The organism is Streptomyces ardesiacus (assembly GCF_003112575.1).
Classification (GTDB): domain Bacteria; phylum Actinomycetota; class Actinomycetes; order Streptomycetales; family Streptomycetaceae; genus Streptomyces; species Streptomyces ardesiacus.
Map to the genome: position 1 here is coordinate 173,498 of NZ_BEWC01000008.1, position 18,042 is coordinate 191,539.

The following is an 18,042-nucleotide window of genomic DNA, read 5'->3' on the forward strand; positions in this document are numbered from 1 at the left end:
CCGGTCGGGACGGGCAGCGGTCACAGGGGCTTCGTGCGGGGTCACCGGCGGCGTCCCCTGCGCGTGGCACGGGTGGTGAGCTCCTCGTACGCGGGCGCGTCCTGGGAGCGCACCCGCTCCCAGGCACGGGTGAACAGCTCGGGTACCGGGAGCAGCGGAACCGCCCGGAAGCCTTCACCCACCCGGTAGAGACCCTCCTTCCACGTCTCCACCGGCAGAGCGGGCGACTTGAGGTCGAGCCAGCCGCAGGGCAGGAAGAGGGAACGGCCGGCCCGCGGCCGTCTGGCCTCGACGACCAGCCCCGTGGCGGCGAGTTCGGCCCGGGCCTTCTTCGCGCGCGCCGGCCGCCAGCCGGTCCAGCGGGCGCAGTTGCGGTCGGTCGGGTCGGGCAGGGCGAGCAACTGCAGGTAGAGCGCCGCAGCGTCCTCGCTCAGACCGTGCGCCGTCGCCACCTCGGTGACGAGCGCCGGAACGCTGAGCGTGGGGTCCTGGGCGTGTCCGGCGGCCCCTTCGGGAACCGGACCGGCGGCGAGGCTCCGCGACAGGTCACCGCCCAGGACGGTGCGCAGGGCGCGCATCCCGGAGGCCCGTGCCGTGCCCACGAGCCCTTCGACCAGCCCGAACACGGCGTCGTCCGGGCCGGTGAGGCCGGCCGGGCGCACCAGGACGGTCTCCCTGTCGCCGTGCCAGGGGCGCAGGACGAGGGCCTCACCGACCCGCGTCGTGCCGTCCGCGTCGGCGCCGCCCGCGGCGGGCAGCCCGTACGCCTTGCGGATCTCGGCGGCGGTGGTGCCTCCCTTCTCCGTCCACTCCACGTCCAGGTCGAGCAGCAGACCCGGGTCGGTCAGGCGGCGGCGCAGCGCCGCCAGACCGTCGGGCAGGGCCGCACGCAACGGGTGGCCGTGGGGAAGGGCGTAGGCGAGCGCGGCAAGGGTGTCGACGGCGCCGGTCAGCGCGTGACGGCTGGGCACCGCGGCGGGGTCCTCCGCGACCAGCCGTCCGTTCTCGTCCGGCCGTTGGACCGTGGTGCGGCTGAGCCAGGGCGTGCGTGCCGGGTTGAGCACCGCCTCGGCGGACCCGACCGGCAGGCCGTCGAGTGTGGCGGCCAGGTCCTCGGGCACGCGGACGAGGGAACCGAGCCGCTCGGCCCAGGCCCGGCCGACGGCCTCCGTGTCCGGTCCCACCGTCCACAGCGCACCGGGGTCGTCGGGCAGCAGGGCGCCGACGAGCGCCGCCCGGTCCGCGGCGGGGAGCGGGCTCAGCATGCGGTTGCCCGCGTCGAGCTGACGCGGCTTGAGCCCGGCCGTGGCCAGTGCGCCGGGGTCGAGGCGATCCGGTTGCCCGGCGAGGAGCACCGTGGCCTGGAGCGGTCCGAGGCCCCCGCGGGTGGTCGCCGCGAGCGCGGCGGGTGCCTCGGGCTGCCAGGGTGCGGCTCCCTTGTCCCGGGTCAGCCGGGTGAGTGCCGCCAGTGTGTCGGCCGGGACCGTCGTGGTGTGCCGGGTCTCCCGCTCCAGCGTGAAGTGGGCGACGGCCCCGAACGTGCCCGTCGGATCGTGGTCGAGCGCGAGCCAGTTGACCCGGTCGCGGGCGTAGTCGATGTTCCGGCAGCCGAGCACGACCACGGTGCGGCCGTTGCGGCGCAGCACCTGACCGGAGCGCTCCTGCTGCCGCTTCGGGTCGTGGGGCTCGCCCAGGACGATCTCTCGAAGCCCCTCGCCGGGAGCGGCGAGCGGCCCTTCGCAGAGCGCCTCGAACAAGAGGAGCAGCGCCTCCCGGTCGGCCTCCGGCGTGGTCGGTGCGGTGGCCCGGTAGGCCAGTGGCCGCAGCACCCCCAGCAGGTCCGGCCAGATCACGCCGATGCGGGGAACGGTGTGCTCGTCGCTGTTCCACCCGTCGCCGAGGGCGGACAGACGGGCGCGGTCGGGCAGGCGCCTGCCGTCGGCGGGCCGTCCCGCCAGCACGTGGTTCACGGCGCGGATCTGGCGGAGCGCGGTCCACTGGCCCTCGCCGCCCCACAACCGGGCCAGGCCGTCGGCCGCCTCGCGCAGGGTGCGGTCGTCGCCGTGCCGGGGCCGGTAGTCCGCGAACATGCCCTCGATCCGCTTCCGTTCCGGCTTCGGCTGCTCCACGGGGGGAGTGACGAAGCGGCTGACCGTGTCGGCGGTCTGGAGCGTCGCGCGGACCAGGGCCGTCACACCGGCGAGGAGCCGCTTGTCGGTGAGGGCGGGAAGAGCCTGGGACACGGCCCCGCGCACCACGTCCTCGGCGGACGGCACCGTGGACGGGTGCCCGGCCGCGGCCGGCCCGGCGCCCTCGCCGTGCTCACCGGCCGCTTCGGCCGCGGCCTTCGCCGCGTCCGCCTGCGCCCGGCGTTCGTCCAGTGCCCGCCTCGCCGCGCGCAGCAGGCCGGACGCCTCCTCGTCGGTGAAGGCACGCAGAACGGCCGAGGCACGCTCGTCCCGGGGCCGCAGCGCGTGCCAGAAGGAGACCGGCGGGACGAGGGCCGTGCCCGCGGCGAACTCCCCGCCCCGCTCCACCGGCGTCACCCGGCCGAGAACGCCCGTGTCGCTGCCGTCGTCCGGTGCGAACAGGGCGATCCGGCGTCGCGTGCGGGCCACGACGGGCGCGGCGCCGCCGGGCAGGCGCAGCGCACCCAGCGGGGTGACGTCTTCCCCGGGCCGGGAGGTACGCAGCGTGACGGTCCGGCCGTCGGGCGTCCCCGCGGTGGTCAGCGTCTCGCCCCCTTCCTCCACAGCCCTCACCCAGCGCCCGAGCACGGCGCCGTCGGTGCCGAACGGGCTGTGCTCCAGCCCTGGTTGCAGGGGCAGGACCTCGCACCGGTCCTGCAGCAGCACCGCGTCGTCGCTGATGCCGGCGCGGAGGAAGGCGGGCAGGGACGCGCGACTGTGCGCACCCGTCGCGGGGTCGTACTCCAGCCACACGTGCCGTCGCCCCTGCCTGCCCTGCCGCCAGTACGAGGTGCCGTCCCCGATGACGGGTCGGCTCGCCGGCAGGACGGTGTCGCCGGCGTGCAGGGTGCCGCCGCCGGTGGCCCGGCCTCCGCCGGGCAACGGGAGGGAGGGAGCCCCCGCGTCGTCGTTGCGCCACCAGTGGGAGATCCGCTCGCCGGTGAGGGTCAGGATCTCCGCCGGGCGCGTGGACCAGTAGCCGCGCTGCTTGCCGTCCTGCCACCACACCACGAGCAGTTCGCCGTCGGTGTAACGGAACTGCGGGCGCTGCCAGCGGTCCAGGCCGGGCGGGAGCCTCAACTCGTGGTCGAGCACGATCCCGTCCGGGCCCACGACGACCACCTTGTGTCCGCGGTTGAGGATCAGGCAGGGCCACGCCTCGTTCACCATCAGGGAGGTGTCGCGGTCCCCGTGGGTCCCGGGACCGGATCCGTTCCCCTTCCCGGTCCGGGCCCGCGTCTCGGCGTCGAGCAGCCGCAGGGCCTCTTCGAGGGCGGGCCAGCCCAGTTCGTCGAGGATGCCGGCCCGCAGCGTACGCCCGAGCAGCGGCGCCGCCTCGTACCCGGCGGCGCGGGCGACGGCCTCGGGATTGACCCGGGGAGCCACCGACCGGTAGGGGGCCAGCCGGTGCAGCGCCTCGCGCGCCCCGGGCAGGCCCACCGCGCCGGAGAGCGCACCGACGGCGCCGTCCAGCCACTCGCGCAGCACTCCGCCGAGTACGGGATGGCCGGCGAGATGGTCCAGCACCTGGCCGGAATGCCGCTCGTGCCCCGCGGACCCGACCGCCCGCAGGAGCAGGGGGCGAAGCCGCGGGTCCGCCGCGACGGCGGCCAGGTCGCGCCGTCCGGGCCGGGTGTCGCGCACCCAGCGGTCCAGTCCGAGGTGGACCTCGACGTCGGGAGCGGGCACGGCCAGGGGGACGCCCTGTGCCGCGCACAGGTCGAGCAGCGCGATGTCGACGCCCGCGTGCCGGCGGCCGGTGAACAGGTCGACCGTCCGTCCGTCGGCACGCAGCCGGGGCGCCATCCGGGCCACGAGGGCAAGAGTGGCCGGGGAACTGTCGCACACCGCGGCACCGCGCTTGCGGTGGGCGGCCCAACGGCTCAGCCAGTCCGCCGCGTCGACGTCCTGCGCCGCCCCGACCGCCGTGCCGCTGCCGGCCGCCGCCTCACCGTCCTCACCGCCCGTCCTGCCTCGACCGGGCCCACTGTCCTCACTGTCCTGAGCGTCCTCGCCGGTCAGCAGCCGGTCGGCGCCGCATTCGGCCAGCAGCTCCAGCCAGAAGTCGTCGCTCTTCGTGCCGTGGTCCAGACCGGCCGGCATGATCTCCAGCAGCCGCTTCCTGACGGCGGGCCGCCGTTCGGCGAGGACCCGCAGGGTCGCCCGGTAGGCGGTCCAGAAGGAGGCGGGGGCACGGACCGCGGCGGGCGAGGCGACCAGATCGGCGACGAGGTCGCACTCCGCGTCCGTCCTGGGCAGCCCGGCCGCCTTGATCAGCACGCGCGCGTCCTGCGGCAGCGACGCGTAGGGCGGCATGCCGGCCGCACAGCGTTCCACGGCGAGCTGACGGAACTGCGCCCACGCCTCGGTGGCGTCCAGCCGGGCGGCGAGATCCTTCACGTGCTGCTTCAGCGCCTTGACGGTCAACGCCCCGGCGAACGCGAACTCCAGGAACACGGCACGCTGCCGCTGCTCGTCGACGGCGAGCGCGTGCACCCGCTCCGCGTCACGGGCCTTGCCGAAGAAGGCGGCCGCGTACGTGGTGTTGTCGAACTGGAGGAAGATCCGTGCGGCCTGCTCGTAGAAGGTCGGCAGGAAGTGCGGCACGGCCCGGCCGAGCCGCTCACCGAGCTTCTCGAAGCCCTCCTTGGCGGTGCCCGGGCGGGACTTCGCCTGGCGCGCGAGCCGCTCCACGTCCTTGACCAGGGCCAGCGCGTGGTGCCCGTTGGCCGGGTCGTTGACCAGTGCCCAGGCGGGGAAGCCGAGGGCCTCCCGCCTGACCTGCCCGACCTCGGGAGTCTCGGCGTCCCGTACCAGCCCGAGGAAGTCCAGAGCCAGGTCCTCGGCCTCCCCGAGGGTGCCCGGCACCAGCCGCACGACGCTGCGCTCGCCCAGCGCGGCATGGGTGTACGTACGGACGGTGAGGGTGTCGGCGTCCTCCCGGGCGCTCATGCCCGGCGGCAGCAGCGCCCCGGCTTCGAGCAGGGCGGAGGCGGAGGCGGTGGCGTCGGCGGAGCCGGGGCCCGTGCGCCCGACGGTGCCGCCGCGGGCCGTCGTGGGGGTGTCCGTGGCGCTCATGCGGCCCGCTCCTCGTCCTCGATGTCGCGGCCGGCGTACAGCGCGGCGGCCATGCGCATGCCCTCCGACCAGGCCACCGGGCCCACCCGGCCCAGCTTCAGCACCTGTCCGGCGGCGTCGGTCCACATCAGGGGGCCGGTCTCCGTCTCCTCGTAGCCGTCGTAGTCGCCGACCCACACGCGGGCCTCCACGCTCCGGCCGTCCTCCCAGACGGAACAGACGGCGTACCCGCCGCGTACCCGGTGACCGAGCTGGGCGGCTCGGCCGTGCAGGAAGCGCAGTTCCTTGAACACTCCGCCCGCGTACTCCTCGACGGAGCCGGCCTCGGCGTCGAGTGCGGCGGGGCGGTGCCACACCTCGCGGAAGAGCTGCTGCGCCCGCTGCTCGACGCCGAGCTCGACGGCGAACTCCCGCAGCTCCTCCAGGTCTTCGAGAAGCACGGGATGCGGAAGGCGGACCAGGTCGGGAGCGATGCGCACCGTGTCCCCGTCGAGGTCGACGAGGCCGAGGCCGCGCTCGGGGTCGGCGTCCCGCAGGAAGCCGGCGACCTCGCCGTCGGCGCCGGTGACCACGAGGTCGTGCAGGGCCGAACGCCAGGCCGGGTCCGGCCACACCCGGGTGAGCACGGCGAGGGGCACGGGCAGCGAGCGCACCATCCAGCGCTCCACGTCGCTGAGGCACTCGCGCTCGTGCCGCTCCAGCCACTCGGCGAGCTGCCGCAGTCCGACCACCGCGGGGTCGTCCGCGAGCTTGGGCGGAACCGACTTCAGCCGCCGTCCGGCGGCATTGCGGCACACCACCTTTCCGTCGTCCAGGGCGACCTCGTAGTCCCCGGCCGTCACCCACCCCATGAGTGCCTCCCCGCACCGCAGTGATCAAGTGCTGACGACTTTAGGCGAGGCCACTGACAACGCCGTGGGCACCGGGAACGGAGGCCGGGGACGGACCGAGGGGGGAGGGCGGCCGGCTCGCCGTCAGTGGTCCAGACGGACCGGCATCAGCAGCGAGAACGTCCCCTCGTCGTCCGTCCGGCGGATCGCCAGCGGCGCGGTGGGGGCGGGCCCGAACTCCAGGAGGAGGCGGTCCCGGTCCCCGGCGGAGAGCGCGTCCAGCAGGAACGCGCGGTCGACCCCGACGCCGTCCCCGTCCTCGTCACCGTCCCCGCAGACGGCCACCGTGCCGCCGTCCGTCGCCGCCAGCACGCTGACCTCACGCGCGGCCGGGCCGGACCCGCCCGCCTCGGCCGTGCGGACGGGTCCGGTCTCCAACGCCTCCCGGAGCGCGGGCACATCGACCACGACCCGCTTGCCGGCCGGCAAGCGGACCAGTCGGCGGTAGTCGGGGAAGTCGTGGGCCAGGCGCTGTCCGGACACCTCGCGTTCCCCCGCCTCCAGCGTCACGCGGCCGGCCGCCACGGTGAACAGGGCGGATTCCCCGTCGCCCAGCAGCGCGCGCATCGCGTCGACGAGCGGGGCGGGCACGACGACCTGTTCACGCGGTCCACCGTGTCCGGCGCAGTCCATGTGGGCGACCGCCATCCGGTACCGGTCGGTGGCCACGACACGGAGCGCGTCGTCCTCGACGTCGAAGAGCACCCCGCCGAGCATCGGGAGTTCGGGATCCTCGCCGACGGCGAAACGGACCGCGTCGAGCGCGCCCGCCAGTGCGGACGCGGAGAGGGACAGCCGGACTGTGCCGGTGCTGGTGGTCATGGGGTTCTCCCTGTGGTCGAGTTGGGCTCGGAGCGTGGAGAACGCGCCGCGGGCCTCGGTCAGCCCCCGTTCGAGACGGCGCAGGTGCGCCTGGAGCAGCCCGCGTACGAGGTCGGCCTCCGCGTCGGACCAGCCGGCCAGGACCAGCCGGACGTCCGCCAACGGCATGCCCGCCCTCCGCAGCCGGACCAGCACCCTGGCCTCGTCGAGCTGCTCCGGGGCGTACCAGCGGTAGCCGCTCACCGGGTCGACCCGGGCGGGGACCAGCACCCCGGCACGGTCGTAGAACCGCAGGGCGCTGACGCCCAGTCCGCTGTCGCGGGCCATCTCCCCAATGCTGCGCATCTCGCTCTCCACGCGGGAGACTCTGATCCCTGAACCAGGTCGAGGGTCAACCCGGAGCACATCGTGGCAGGGCCGAACGCCCATGGGGTCGACGCGTCGACCGCACCACTGCGGTGAACACGGCCCGTTCGTCACGCGGAGCGGTCCCGAGACCACCTCACGTGGAACAGCCTTCTATGCCCTGGCCGATGCGACCGATCGGGCGGCCTGCTCGATCTTCGCGCAGTAGGCGGCGCGGGCTTCCCGATCGATCTGCGTCTCGTGTTCGGGCCGCATCCCGGTTCGGCCGTCGACGCCTTCGCGCAGGATGTCGGCGTGCCCGGCATGCCGGTTGGTCTCGCCGAGGACGTGGACCAGGATGGCGAACAGGTTCGTGTGGGAATAGGGCTCCGGCCACCACGGCACGTGGCCGGGGGCGTCGAGGGGAAGCTCGTTGATCGTCGCATCCGAGTGCTCCCACGTGTGCCGGTAGGACTCGACGATCTGATCGCGGGTCTCGTCCTCGGTCGCCCACAGATCACTGCCGTCGTGGTCCTGCCACCGGGGCAGTGGTTCCGGGTGCGGGCGGTCGAAGACCTCGCCGAAGTATCTGGCCTCGACGCCGGCCATGTGCTTGACCAGCCCGAGGAGGTTGGTCCCGGTGGCTGTCAACGGTCGGCGCGCGTCGTACTCGGACAAGCCGTCGAGCTTCCAGAGCAGCGCCTCGCGGTCCCGCCGCAGTCTTCCGTGCAAGTTGTCCTTCGCGAATGCGTCGATCATGCGGCATGAGCCTGCCATGGGCTACGCATGGCCTCAAGATCCCGTACGTGGACCGCAACGACCGGCAGGGCCGAGGTCCGGCCGGGGCCTCCGCTCTGAGCCAGTGCAAAAAGCTCGCGAAATTGCCACGTGAGACAACCTCTTATGGGTTTTCTCACAAAGGGGCCCGTAACGGGAATGCAGTGACGGGGGTCACTTTTTGTGGCGGGAATTTCTCTTATTCTCTGAATTTGATTCCTTTCGTGATCACATTATTGAGGTCTGTTTTTCATGTCACTCTTGCGTCGCATGCCGAAGATGAAGGGCGCATCACTGCGCAGGAGCCGTGCGGGCGCCGGTGTGGTGCTGGCCTCCGTGACGGCCCTGTTCTCCCTGGGCGGCCTGCACGCGGTCCCGGCGTTCGCCGCCGGCACCGCGGCGCAGAGCCCGGACAAGACGCGCGTGACGGCGGCGGTGCTCAGTCTCGACGGCGGGAGCCGAAAGCCGCTGCTGAACGGCAAGGACACCGCGTACGACACCGCCAGTGTGGTCAAGGTCGACGTCCTCGCGACCCTGCTGCTGCAGGCCCAGGACGCGGGCAGGCACCTCACCGCCCAGGAACGCGCACTGGCCGAACCGATGATCCGAAACAGCGACAACGCGGCGACGAACACCCTGTGGCGTGAGATCGGCGGGGCGCCGGCCCTGGAGGCGGCCAACAAGCGCCTGGGCCTGACCGCGACCCAGGGCGGTCCCGGCGCGAAGTGGGGGCTGACGCGGACCACGGCGAGCGACCAGATCCGGCTCCTGCTCTCCGTGTTCGACGGCGCCGCCACGGCGCATCCCGCCTCCCCGCTGAACAAGGACTCCCGGACGTACATCCAGACCCTGATGACCCGCGTCGCGGACGACCAGGCGTGGGGGGTCTCGGCGGTTTCCGGATCGGGCTACGCGTTGAAGAACGGCTGGCTGCAGCGCACGGCCACCGGGCTCTGGGACGTCAACAGCGTCGGCCGGGTCACCGTGGACGGACACCGCTACCTCGTCGCCGTGCTGTCGGACGGCAGCGGGTCGATGAGCGAGGGCATCTCCGTGGTGGAGCGGGCGGCCAGACAAGCCGTGGCGGCGACGGCCCGGACCTGACGGGCCCCGGCGGGACGGGCCCAGGCGGGACGGGCCCAGGCGGGACGGACCCTGGCGGGACGGACCTCGGCCGGTCGGCCTCGCCTGCCCGGTGGGGAGTGCGCCCGCCCCGGCGGGCGCCCGGCTTTCAAGGGCGCTCTTCGCCCTGGGCGACCTCGACGGCGTGATGGAGGGCCACTACGCCGGTGGCCGCGGCCGTGGTGGGCAGGACGGCGCAGACGGTGAGGAGCAGGGCGATCCAGCGCAAGGTGTGCGAGCGGCCGGCGCCCGGCGCGAGAAGGGCGGCGACCCGCTGGGGAACGGGGCCCGTGGCGGCCCCGGGGGCGAAGTCCGGGCGGGTGGAGCGCCGGGGATTCCCCGCGAGCGCGGCGCGGGCGATGGCCCGGGCCAGGAGCCGGCGGTCGCCGATGACGTCGGCGGCGCTCTCGTCGGCGGCACGTTCCGCGGCGAGCCGGATGGTCGCGCGGGTGGCGCGAAGCGCGGGGTGGCCGTGGGCGGCGAGTTCGGCGGCCGCGAGGAAGTAGTGGTGGCCGCCCGTGTTGTGGGCCCGCTCGTGGGCGAAGAGGGCTTCCCGTTCGGCGGGGTCCAGCTCGCGCAGCATCGCGGTGGTGACGACGATCCGATGGGGTCTGCCGGGCAGCGCGTAGGCGTCCGGGTGGGGCGAGTCGACAACGCACAGGTCGCCGGCGGCGGGGCGGCGGCCGGCCTCCGCCCGAGCGGCGCGCAGGGCCCACACCTGCCGCACGGCTGAGCGGGCCAGGGTCCACAGGCCGAGGGCGAGCGCGCCGGTGGCGAGCGCGGCCGTGGGGAGGACGACGAGGTTCGAGGGTGTGTGCAGAGGGTGGATCAGGTCGCCGAGTGCCGCGAAAGGGGAGAGCTTGAGCAGTCCGACCAGCACGAGGGCGCCGAGGGCGGCCACACACGCGCCGGAGCACGCGAGATCGCACGCGGTCAGGACCCGCAGGGCGCTGACCGGAGCGAGGCGCGGGAGGGCGTGCCGGGCCAGTGCCGACAGGGCGAAGGGCAGCAGGAGCGGGACGAGGAGGAGGAAGATCACGTCTCGTCCCCCTCCAGCAGCTGGCGCAGCAGCTCCTCGTCGTCGGGGCTGAGCTGGGCGACGAACCGGGCGAGGACGGTCTCCCGGTTCGCGTCCCGGTCGAGTTCCGTGTGCATGCGCCGGGCGGTCAGCCCCGGCGCGTCCTGCACCGGGACGTAGGCGTAGCCGCGCCCTTGTCGCTCGCGGTCCACGACGCCCTTGTCGTAGAGGCGCGACAGGATCGTCACCACCGTCGTGCGGGCCAGGCCGGAGGAGAGTTCGGCCTGGACCTGCACCGGGGTGAGTGGCGCTCCGGCGGCCCACAGGGCGGCCATCACGGCGGCTTCGAGTTCGCCGGCCGGCCGGCGTTCGTCCTTCGGGTCGGTCATGGAACGGTCCTCACCCCGTTGTCGTCTACAGTGCAGTAGACGGTCTACAGAATTGTAGTCACTGGCTGGGTGCTGCCCCGACGCGCCCGCTCCACCGGATCGAAGGGGGCGCGAGGATGCCTGCACCCGTCCACCTGTCGTTGCAGCTCGCTGTCAACGTGCTCGACGCCCATTCTCTGCTGGTCGCCTTCGGCGTCCTGGGGGTGGGGGTGGTGTTGTTCGCCGAGACGGGACTGCTGGTCGGGTTCTTCCTGCCGGGCGACTCGCTGCTGTTCACGGCAGGTCTGCTGTGCACGGGCTCGGCGCAGGGGGGTGTGCACCTGTCCCTGGGACCGTTGCTGGCCGCCGCCGCGACGGGGGCGCTCGCCGGGGCACAGTGCGGGTATCTGCTCGGCCGGAAGGCAGGCGGAGCGCTGCTGGCCCGCAGCCGCTCGCAGCGGCTCCACGAGGGGGCGAAGCGCGCCGAGGCGCTGCTGGAGCGGTACGGGTTCGCCAAGGCCGTCGTGCTGGGCCGGTTCGTCCCGGTGGTGCGGACCGTGCTCAATCCGGTGGCGGGTGCGCTGGGGGTGCCGGTGCGGACGTTCACGGTGTGGCAGGTCGCCGGCGGGCTCGTGTGGAGCGTCGGCCTCACCCTCGCGGGATACGCGCTGGGCTCGTCCGTCCCGAACATCGACCGGTACCTGCTCCCGCTGGTGGCGTTGGTCGTCGTCGTGTCGCTGCTGCCTCTGCTGGCCGAGCTGTACCGGGCTCGCCGGGCCCGCCGGGCCCGCCGAGGTGGCGATTCCGAGGAGGAAAACAGGTGATGACAGCATTCGACGGGTCGTCGATCGACGGCTCCGCCTACCTGGACGTGGTGGGCGCGGCGCGACAGGCGCCGGGCTGGCTGGACGAAACGGTGTCGCTCTGGTCGGCCTACGGGCTGGTGGCGTTCGTCGTCCTCGCAGCCGTCGGCTGGTGGTTCGCGCGCCGGTCCGCAGGGACGGCCGCGGTGACGGCGCTCGCGGTGCCGGTGGTCGTGGTCCTGGCGTACGGCGTGAATGCCGTACTCAAACTGCTGGTCCGTGAGGACCGGCCGTGCCAGAGCCTCCACGTGAGGACCCTCGAGGCCTGCCCGGCGCCCGGGGACTGGTCCTTCCCCAGCAACCACGCGGCGATCGCCGCCGCCGCTGCCGTGGCGCTGTTCTTCGTCTCGCGACGGCTCGGAGCGGTCGCGGCCGCAGCCGCCGTGGCGATGGCGGCCTCGCGGGTGTGGGTGGGTGCGCACTATCCGCACGACGTCCTGGCCGGAGCGCTGGTCGGCGGGCTCGTCGCCCTCCTGGCGAGTACCGCGCTGAGCCGGTGGTCGCGGTCCGTGGGCCGGTGGATCGGCTCCAGCCGCCTCCGCCCGCTGGTGACGGCCCCGTGACGGGTGCCGGAGCAGCAGGGGAAAGATGCCGGGCGGCGCGATGTGCGCTTAGATGGTGGAGGGCCCGATCACAAGCCATGGGCCCGCCGGTGTGGTGCCTCTCCCCAACCGGCGTGCGGAGCCCTCGTCGAGGGGCTCTCGCAGCTCAGTCGAACCCAGGCCCAAGCCCTCCTCCACAGGGAACGAGGAATTGGTATGCAGTCTGTACGCATCCGTACCGCCGCTTTCACAGTGGCAGCAGCGCTCAGCCTCCCGCTGACGCTGGGCATCTCGGCATCCCAGGCATCGGCGTCCGACGCGTCACCGACGGCCACCGGCACCGCGTCGCCGTCGCCGTCGCCGGGCAATCAGTCCTTCGGCCCGGACTGTTCCATGCTGCCGCAGAGCGGCAACGGAAGCGCCGCGCAGATGGCGCACGAGAACGTCGCGACCGCAGTGGAGAACAACCCGAACCTGTCCATGCTGGCCGACGCCATCAAGAAGACCGACCTGGCGAGCACGCTGAAGGGCCTCAAGGGCAGCACCGTCTTCGCGCCCACCAACGACGCGTTCGACAAACTCGGTGCCGCCAAGCGGGACGCGCTCCTCAACGACAAGGCGCAGCTCAAGAAGGTGCTCACCTACCACGTGGTCGAGCACAAGAAGATCACCAAGTCGCAGCTGCCCCACGGCACGTTCACCACCCTCGAGGGCAGCACCCTCACCACCTCCGGCTCCGGTGACTCCTTCAAGGTCAACGGCAGCGTACCGATCACCTGCGGCAACATCCCCACGAAGAACGCCACGGTGTACATCGTCGACGGTGTTCTCCTCCCGCCGACCGCCACGCCGTCGACGCCGTCGACGCCCTCGCCCTCCTAGGCAGGTGCGTGGGGACGGCGAAGCCGCGCCGGAACACACCGGTGCGGCTTCGCCGGTACCGTGACCGGTCCTTCACCCCGTCTCCGCCGGGGCCCCGGAGGGCTGGTGCTCCTCGAAGTAGCGGACGATCTCCGGGTCGAGCGGGGGAACGTCGACCGGCGTGCTGCCCGAGCGCAGCGAGGTGGTCGCGGCGACCGCGGCGGCGACGGCTTCCCGGGCGGCCACGGGCGAGGTCTCCGTGGGACCTCCGGCGGCGGCGAAACGGAGGAACTCCTCGACGAGCGCCCGGTCCGCGCCTCCGTGGGTTTCCTCCGCCGGTACCACGACCGGTACGGAGAGGTCGGCGTCGGCGCGGTAGCCGGAGCGGCGCCGGTTCCACACGTCGACCCGCGCGGGATCGCCGTCGATGCCGTCGCCGAAGTTCTCCAGCCGCCCCTCGTCCCCGACCACCGTGTAGTTGCGCCAGTAGTCCGGCGTGAAGTGACACTGCTGGTAGCTGGCGAGCACGCCGTTGTCCAGGCGGGCCAGCATCATGCTGATGTCCTCGACGTCGACGACGGGATTGAGGTCGCGCAGCGCGGACGGCGGCCAGACGTCCGGGTCGAACCAGTCGGGCATGCGCTGACCGGGCGGCACGGTCTCCCGGGTGGCCCGGCGGGGGTTGTCGCCGTAGACGGCCAACGCGCCCTGGGCGACCACGTTGCGGGAGTAGCCCCCGGCGAGCCAGTGGATGGCGTCGAGGTCGTGGGCGCCCTTCTGCAGCAGCAGACCGGTGGTGTTCGCCCGCTGCGCATGCCAGTCCTTGAAGTAGAAGTCCCCGCCGTGGCCGACGAAGTGACGGCACCACACCGCGCGCACGCGGCCGATCGCGCCGTCGTCGATCAGTTCGCGCATCCGCCGCAGCATGGGCAGATGACGCAGGTTGTGACCCACGTAGAGCCGGGTGCGGGAGCGGAACGCGGCCTGGAGCAGCGTGTCGCAGTCGGCGACGGTGATGGTCAGCGGTTTCTCCACGAACACCGCCACGCCCGCGGCGAGGAAGAACAGCGCGGGCCGGGTGTGCAGATGGTCGGGGGTGAGCACGAACACGGCGTCCAGCTCGTCGTCGAGCATGTTCTCGTACCGGTCGTGCACCACGACGCCGGCGCCGAACAGCCGTCCGGCGTCCTCCTGGCCCCGCGGGTCCGGGTCGGCGCAGGACACGATCCGGGCGGTGCCCAAACGGTTCGCCAGCGCGGCCATGTCCGCGCGCTGTCCGATGCCGACCACGCCGACACGCAGCTGCGGAGCCGGTATCTGTTCACGGGTGCTCACTGGGCGGTCCCTTCGTTCCTGTTGAGGTGGTGCGTACGGACGGCGGCCGCGTACCCCGTCCGCGCCGCTACCGGCCGGGGCGCGGCCGGTGCCGCCAGCCAGTCGCTCAGAAGCCGGCTGTCGACCTCGTCCAGGGCCGGCCGCACCGCCCCCAGCGTCACGCTCTCGTCGCCGAGCGTGGAGGCGCGCAGCTCCGGCATGCGCAGACAGTGCTCGGTCAGCTCCCGGCGCAGCGGGTCGAGGACCACGTCGGCGGTGGCCACCGCCGAATAATGCTGAAGAGCTTACTAATTCAGGGCGGCAGGCGCGTGCGGTACGAGGTCAGGCGAGGGGACGGCGCTGCGCGTCGCCGGGAGGGAACTTGTCGTTCGCCTTCCGTTGGGACCCTGGCGGGTCCGAAGCGGCGCAGTCCGTCGGGCGGTTGGCCGCGGGTGAGGTACCCCCGGCGCGCGACGACGCGATGCGGCCCCGGCCGCACCTCTCGTGCCGGACCGCACCTCTCGTGCCGGACCGCGCCGTGCCGCGCCGTGCCGCGCCGCGCCCGCCGGCCGCGCGCGGCGTCTGGCCCGGCGTCCGGGCCGGCGACCGGACCCGCCCGACGGTCTCGCCGCCCGCGGTGACCGGGGGAGTCCGGTTCGTTCGCGCGGACTCAGGCGGAATCGTGCTGCTCCCGGTTGGTGAGCACCTGGTCCATGTTGTCCTGCGCCCACTGCCGGAGTTCGCGTGTCAGTCGGTGGAGCGAGAGGCCGAGACCGGTCAGCTCGTAGGTGACGGTGACCGGGACCGTGGGCGTCACGGTGCGGGTGAGCAGGCCGTCGCGTTCGAGGGCGCGCAGGGTCTGGGTCAGCATTTTCTGGCTGACCCCGGCCAGCAGCCGGGCGAGCTCCGAGTAGCGCATCGCCTTCGGGGCGTGCGGCGCACCGGGCCGGTCGTCGGCGTCACCGCCCAGTGCGCACAGGATCAGGACGGCCCACTTGTTCGAGATCCGGTCGAGAAGCTGACGACTGGGGCACATGGCCAGGAACGCGTTGTACTCCGCCTTGGCCTGCTCCGCCTTGCCGGTCTTCGCCGTTGTCACTGCTCCGCCTCGCATCCTCTGGGTGGGTTACGCACTCAAGAGTGCCTACTTCCCCCTGGGAAGTATCTCTCCAACACTGGTGCAAGGGACCAGGAGGCCACCGGCCCCTGACCGCAAGCGAAAGGCACCTGTGATGACCACGCCCTCCACCTCTCTTCCCGGCGGAACCTGGACGCTGGGGGACTCGACCGTCACCCGGTTCGGCTACGGCGCGATGCAACTCGCCGGTCCCGGGGTCATGGGGCCGCCGGCCGACCGCGACGGCGCCCTCGCCGTCCTGCGTGAGGCGGTCGGCCTCGGGATCACTCACATCGACACCAGCGACGCCTACGGACCGCGCATCACCAACGAGCTGATCCGCGAAGCGCTGCACCCCTATCCGGCGTCACTGTTCCTCGCCACCAAGGTGGGTGCGACCCGCGACGCCCGGGGCGGCTGGCCCACCGCCCGGCGCCCCGCAGACCTGCGCCGGCAGGTCCACGAGAACCTCGAAGCCCTCGGCGTGGACACGCTCGACCTGGTCAACATGCGGATGGGCGATGCCCGGGGGCCGCAGCCCGGCTCGGTCACCGAAGCGTTCGAGACGCTCGCCGAGCTGCGGCGAGAGGGCCTGATCCGCCACCTCGGCGTCAGCAACGTGACCCCGGAGCAGGTCGCCGAAGCGCGCTCCGTCGCCCCGATCGTCTGTGTGCAGAACATGTACAACCTCGCCCACCGCCACGACGACGGCCTCGTGGACCGCCTCGCCGCCGACGGCATCGCCTACGTGCCGTTCTTCCCCCTGGGAGGCTTCACGCCGCTGCAGTCCGAGGTGCTCTCGAAGGTCGCGGGCCGGCTGGGGACGACGCCGATGTCGGTCGCGCTGGCCTGGCTGCTGCGACGCTCGCCGAACATCCTGCTCATCCCCGGCACGTCGTCCACCGCCCACCTGCGCGAGAACATCGCGGGCGCCCAGATCCCCCTTTCCGGCCAGGACATGGCCGAACTGGACACCATCGGCCGGCCGGCGCCGACGGGGAGTGAGACAGACGGGGAGTGAGACGGCGGAGCGGTGACCGGCAGGACGGACGGCGGCCGGAGGCAGGTCCGGCCCGGGGGCAGGTCCGGCCGGGGGCTCCCGCAGTTCCCGGCCAGGGCCTGCCCGTCCGCCACGGGCCGGGAGGACAGGCCCGTACCCGTCACCCTGCCGGGGAGGGGGCCGGCGCGCCACGCGCCGGCTGCCTGCCGCCGGGGTCCGCCGTGTTCGACGCCTCCACCGTGTCCACCACGAGCCAGTACTCCGAGAGGGAGTGGACCTCGTCGCCCGCGTAGCCGAGCACGTACTGGACGTTCCCCGCCCGTTCCGGCAGGACGTCCTCCAGGACGAAGGTTCCGTCCTCGGCGACCGGGACCGAAGGCAGGTCGACGACCTCCGAGTCACTGAGCCGCTGCACCGTGAGCCGGGGTGTCCGGGTGGGTGCCGGTTCGTCCAGATCCAGCCGTCCACTCACCCTGAACGGCGCGCCGGCGACCGCCGGGCCGTGCGTCACGTCCACGAGACGCGACGGAGCCAGGGCTTCCCGGGTCTGAATCGTGTGCAGCCAGAACCTCGTGCCCTCCTCGTCGGAGGTCACCACGAAGAGCTGTTCACCGTCCCCGGAGAACTCCATGCCCCGCGGAACGACACGCCGGCCCGCGGCCTCGTCGTCGAAGCTGATGCGCAGCGGCTGCCGTTCGACCGACGGATCGGCGAACGCCAGGGTGAGGTCGGCTTCGTCGCCGGAGGCCGCGCCGCCCTGGGCGAACCACTTGCCGTCGGGACTGAAGGCCACGGCCGTCGGCGCGACACCTTCCGGCAGCGGCGCATAGCGGTTCTCGAGGAAGCGCGCGTTGTGGCCGTCGAGCAGCACGGTCCCCCGGACACCGTCGGCCACCGCGAGGACGGAGCCGTCCGCGGAGAAGCCGGCGTCCCGGAAGTCCATGCCCTCTCGCGTGCCGTCCTCGGTGAACCGGCGTTCGCCCAGGAACTCCAGCAGGTTCCCGTCCGACCCGTCCGTCACCCGGTAGATCCCCAGGTCGGGGTCGTCGGCGGGGGACCAGCGCTCCGGAGCGGTCACCAGGAGGCCTCCGGGCCCTCCCTCGAGATGGACCCGGGTGCTCGTGTACATGACCTCCCCGGCGGTGCCGCCCTCGGCCGTCGCGGCGACGCCGACACTGCCCAGTCCGTCGGTGCAGTTCCCTGGCGACGCTGCCGGACGACTGGTGAAGAACAGCCGACCGCCGGTGTGCACCAGCTCCCGCCCGCAGTCGTCGGCCGGCGCCGGAATCGGGTCCAGGGGATACAGAGACCCGTTGAAGTGCGAGTAGGCCGCGACGTGTTCCGACTGCCCCGCATAGACCTTCGAGCCGTCCGGCTCCACCGCCACGCCGGACAGGGGAGCGGCCATGTGGGCGCTCGCGACGGCGGGCCCGGCGCCCGCATAGAGCACACCGATCAGCTCGCCGTCCCGCGAACCGTCCGGATAGACCCGGTCGCCGGCGATCCACACGCGCCCGCCGGCGTCGTCCACCGTCATCTGGCTGAACGACGCGGCCGACAGCTCCGTACCAGGACCCGACGGCACCACGGCAGCCGGGGCGCTGCCCGGACCGGCGGCCCTGGCGGCCGCGGAGGCGCTACCGGGGGCCGCGACCAGCGCAGACCCGGCCAACGCACCCGCCAGCAGCACCGTCGTCAGTCTGCGGCTTCTTCCCCGCGTGTTCCTCAACACCGAT

15 protein-coding genes are annotated in these 18,042 nt (G+C 73.2%); 5 read left to right on the forward strand and 10 right to left on the reverse strand.

Going from position 1 to position 18,042, the window contains the following annotated elements; all coding sequences use genetic code 11:
* Window positions 1–41 precede the first annotated feature (41 nt).
* From Sdi02f_RS25895 to Sdi02f_RS25910, 4 genes are all read right to left on the reverse strand, one after another.
* Window positions 42–5,267, reverse strand: coding sequence for a hypothetical protein (locus Sdi02f_RS25895; protein WP_108934115.1), 5,226 nt, complete (start codon window positions 5,265–5,267; stop codon window positions 42–44).
* On the reverse strand, window positions 5,264–6,118 hold the full coding sequence (locus Sdi02f_RS25900; RefSeq protein WP_053663220.1) for a DUF4132 domain-containing protein: 855 nt from the start codon (window positions 6,116–6,118) through the stop codon (window positions 5,264–5,266). The genes Sdi02f_RS25895 and Sdi02f_RS25900 overlap by 4 nt, the downstream gene beginning before the upstream one ends.
* A gap of 123 nt (window positions 6,119–6,241) precedes the next feature.
* Entirely contained in the window at window positions 6,242–7,324 is a 1,083-nt protein-coding gene (locus Sdi02f_RS25905) for a DNA polymerase III subunit beta family protein (protein ID WP_031081814.1), read from the reverse strand.
* A 174-nt stretch (window positions 7,325–7,498) separates the two neighbouring features.
* Window positions 7,499–8,083 (reverse strand): DinB family protein, encoded by a 585-nt coding sequence (locus Sdi02f_RS25910; RefSeq protein ID WP_053638176.1) that lies wholly within the window; start codon window positions 8,081–8,083, stop codon window positions 7,499–7,501.
* 288 nt (window positions 8,084–8,371) lie between these two features.
* On the opposite strand from Sdi02f_RS25910, the gene Sdi02f_RS25915 reads away from it, so the two are divergent.
* The gene (locus tag Sdi02f_RS25915) at window positions 8,372–9,205 is read left to right on the forward strand and encodes a serine hydrolase (protein ID WP_382210659.1); all 834 of its coding nucleotides are present in this window, start codon (window positions 8,372–8,374) and stop codon (window positions 9,203–9,205) included.
* Between the two features lie 127 nt (window positions 9,206–9,332).
* Here the strand turns inward: Sdi02f_RS25915 and Sdi02f_RS25920 are convergent, their stop codons facing one another.
* Window positions 9,333–10,262 carry a M56 family metallopeptidase gene (locus tag Sdi02f_RS25920; protein ID WP_108934116.1) on the reverse strand — a complete coding sequence of 310 codons (930 nt, stop codon included), beginning with the start codon at window positions 10,260–10,262 and terminating at the stop codon, window positions 9,333–9,335.
* Entirely contained in the window at window positions 10,259–10,630 is a 372-nt protein-coding gene (locus Sdi02f_RS25925; RefSeq protein WP_031081806.1) for a BlaI/MecI/CopY family transcriptional regulator, read from the reverse strand. Before Sdi02f_RS25925 ends, Sdi02f_RS25920 begins: the two co-directional genes overlap by 4 nt.
* Before the next feature lie 116 nt (window positions 10,631–10,746).
* Here Sdi02f_RS25925 and Sdi02f_RS25930 point away from each other — a divergent pair, with 116 nt between their 5' ends.
* The 3 genes from Sdi02f_RS25930 to Sdi02f_RS25940 all read left to right on the forward strand — a co-directional run bounded on the left by Sdi02f_RS25930 (window position 10,747) and on the right by Sdi02f_RS25940 (window position 12,896).
* On the forward strand, window positions 10,747–11,433 hold the full coding sequence (locus tag Sdi02f_RS25930; RefSeq protein WP_030401788.1) for a DedA family protein: 687 nt from the start codon (window positions 10,747–10,749) through the stop codon (window positions 11,431–11,433).
* On the forward strand, window positions 11,430–12,035 hold the full coding sequence (locus tag Sdi02f_RS25935) for a phosphatase PAP2 family protein (protein WP_030401787.1): 606 nt from the start codon (window positions 11,430–11,432) through the stop codon (window positions 12,033–12,035). The genes Sdi02f_RS25930 and Sdi02f_RS25935 overlap by 4 nt, the downstream gene beginning before the upstream one ends.
* A 195-nt stretch (window positions 12,036–12,230) precedes the next feature.
* Window positions 12,231–12,896, forward strand: coding sequence for a fasciclin domain-containing protein (locus Sdi02f_RS25940; protein ID WP_031081805.1), 666 nt, complete (start codon window positions 12,231–12,233; stop codon window positions 12,894–12,896).
* A 72-nt stretch (window positions 12,897–12,968) separates the two neighbouring features.
* Here Sdi02f_RS25940 and Sdi02f_RS25945 read toward each other — a convergent pair whose 3' ends face one another.
* The 3 genes from Sdi02f_RS25945 to Sdi02f_RS25955 all read right to left on the reverse strand — a co-directional run bounded on the left by Sdi02f_RS25945 (window position 12,969) and on the right by Sdi02f_RS25955 (window position 15,303).
* Window positions 12,969–14,138, reverse strand: a complete 1,170-nt coding sequence (locus Sdi02f_RS25945; protein ID WP_401514209.1) for a Gfo/Idh/MocA family protein — start codon at window positions 14,136–14,138, stop codon at window positions 12,969–12,971.
* Between the two features lie 68 nt (window positions 14,139–14,206).
* Complete coding sequence (locus Sdi02f_RS25950) at window positions 14,207–14,473, reverse strand: hypothetical protein (protein ID WP_053663228.1); 267 nt, start codon at window positions 14,471–14,473, stop codon at window positions 14,207–14,209.
* Between the two features lie 386 nt (window positions 14,474–14,859).
* On the reverse strand, window positions 14,860–15,303 hold the full coding sequence (locus Sdi02f_RS25955; RefSeq protein WP_051783433.1) for a winged helix-turn-helix transcriptional regulator: 444 nt from the start codon (window positions 15,301–15,303) through the stop codon (window positions 14,860–14,862).
* 118 nt (window positions 15,304–15,421) lie between these two features.
* Here Sdi02f_RS25955 and Sdi02f_RS25960 point away from each other — a divergent pair, with 118 nt between their 5' ends.
* Window positions 15,422–16,327, forward strand: coding sequence for an aldo/keto reductase family oxidoreductase (locus tag Sdi02f_RS25960; RefSeq protein WP_053638327.1), 906 nt, complete (start codon window positions 15,422–15,424; stop codon window positions 16,325–16,327).
* Window positions 16,328–16,466: 139 nt separating this feature from the next.
* Here the strand turns inward: Sdi02f_RS25960 and Sdi02f_RS25965 are convergent, their stop codons facing one another.
* Window positions 16,467–17,996, reverse strand: a complete 1,530-nt coding sequence (locus Sdi02f_RS25965) for a YncE family protein (RefSeq protein WP_108934118.1) — start codon at window positions 17,994–17,996, stop codon at window positions 16,467–16,469.
* Window positions 17,997–18,042 lie beyond the last annotated feature (46 nt).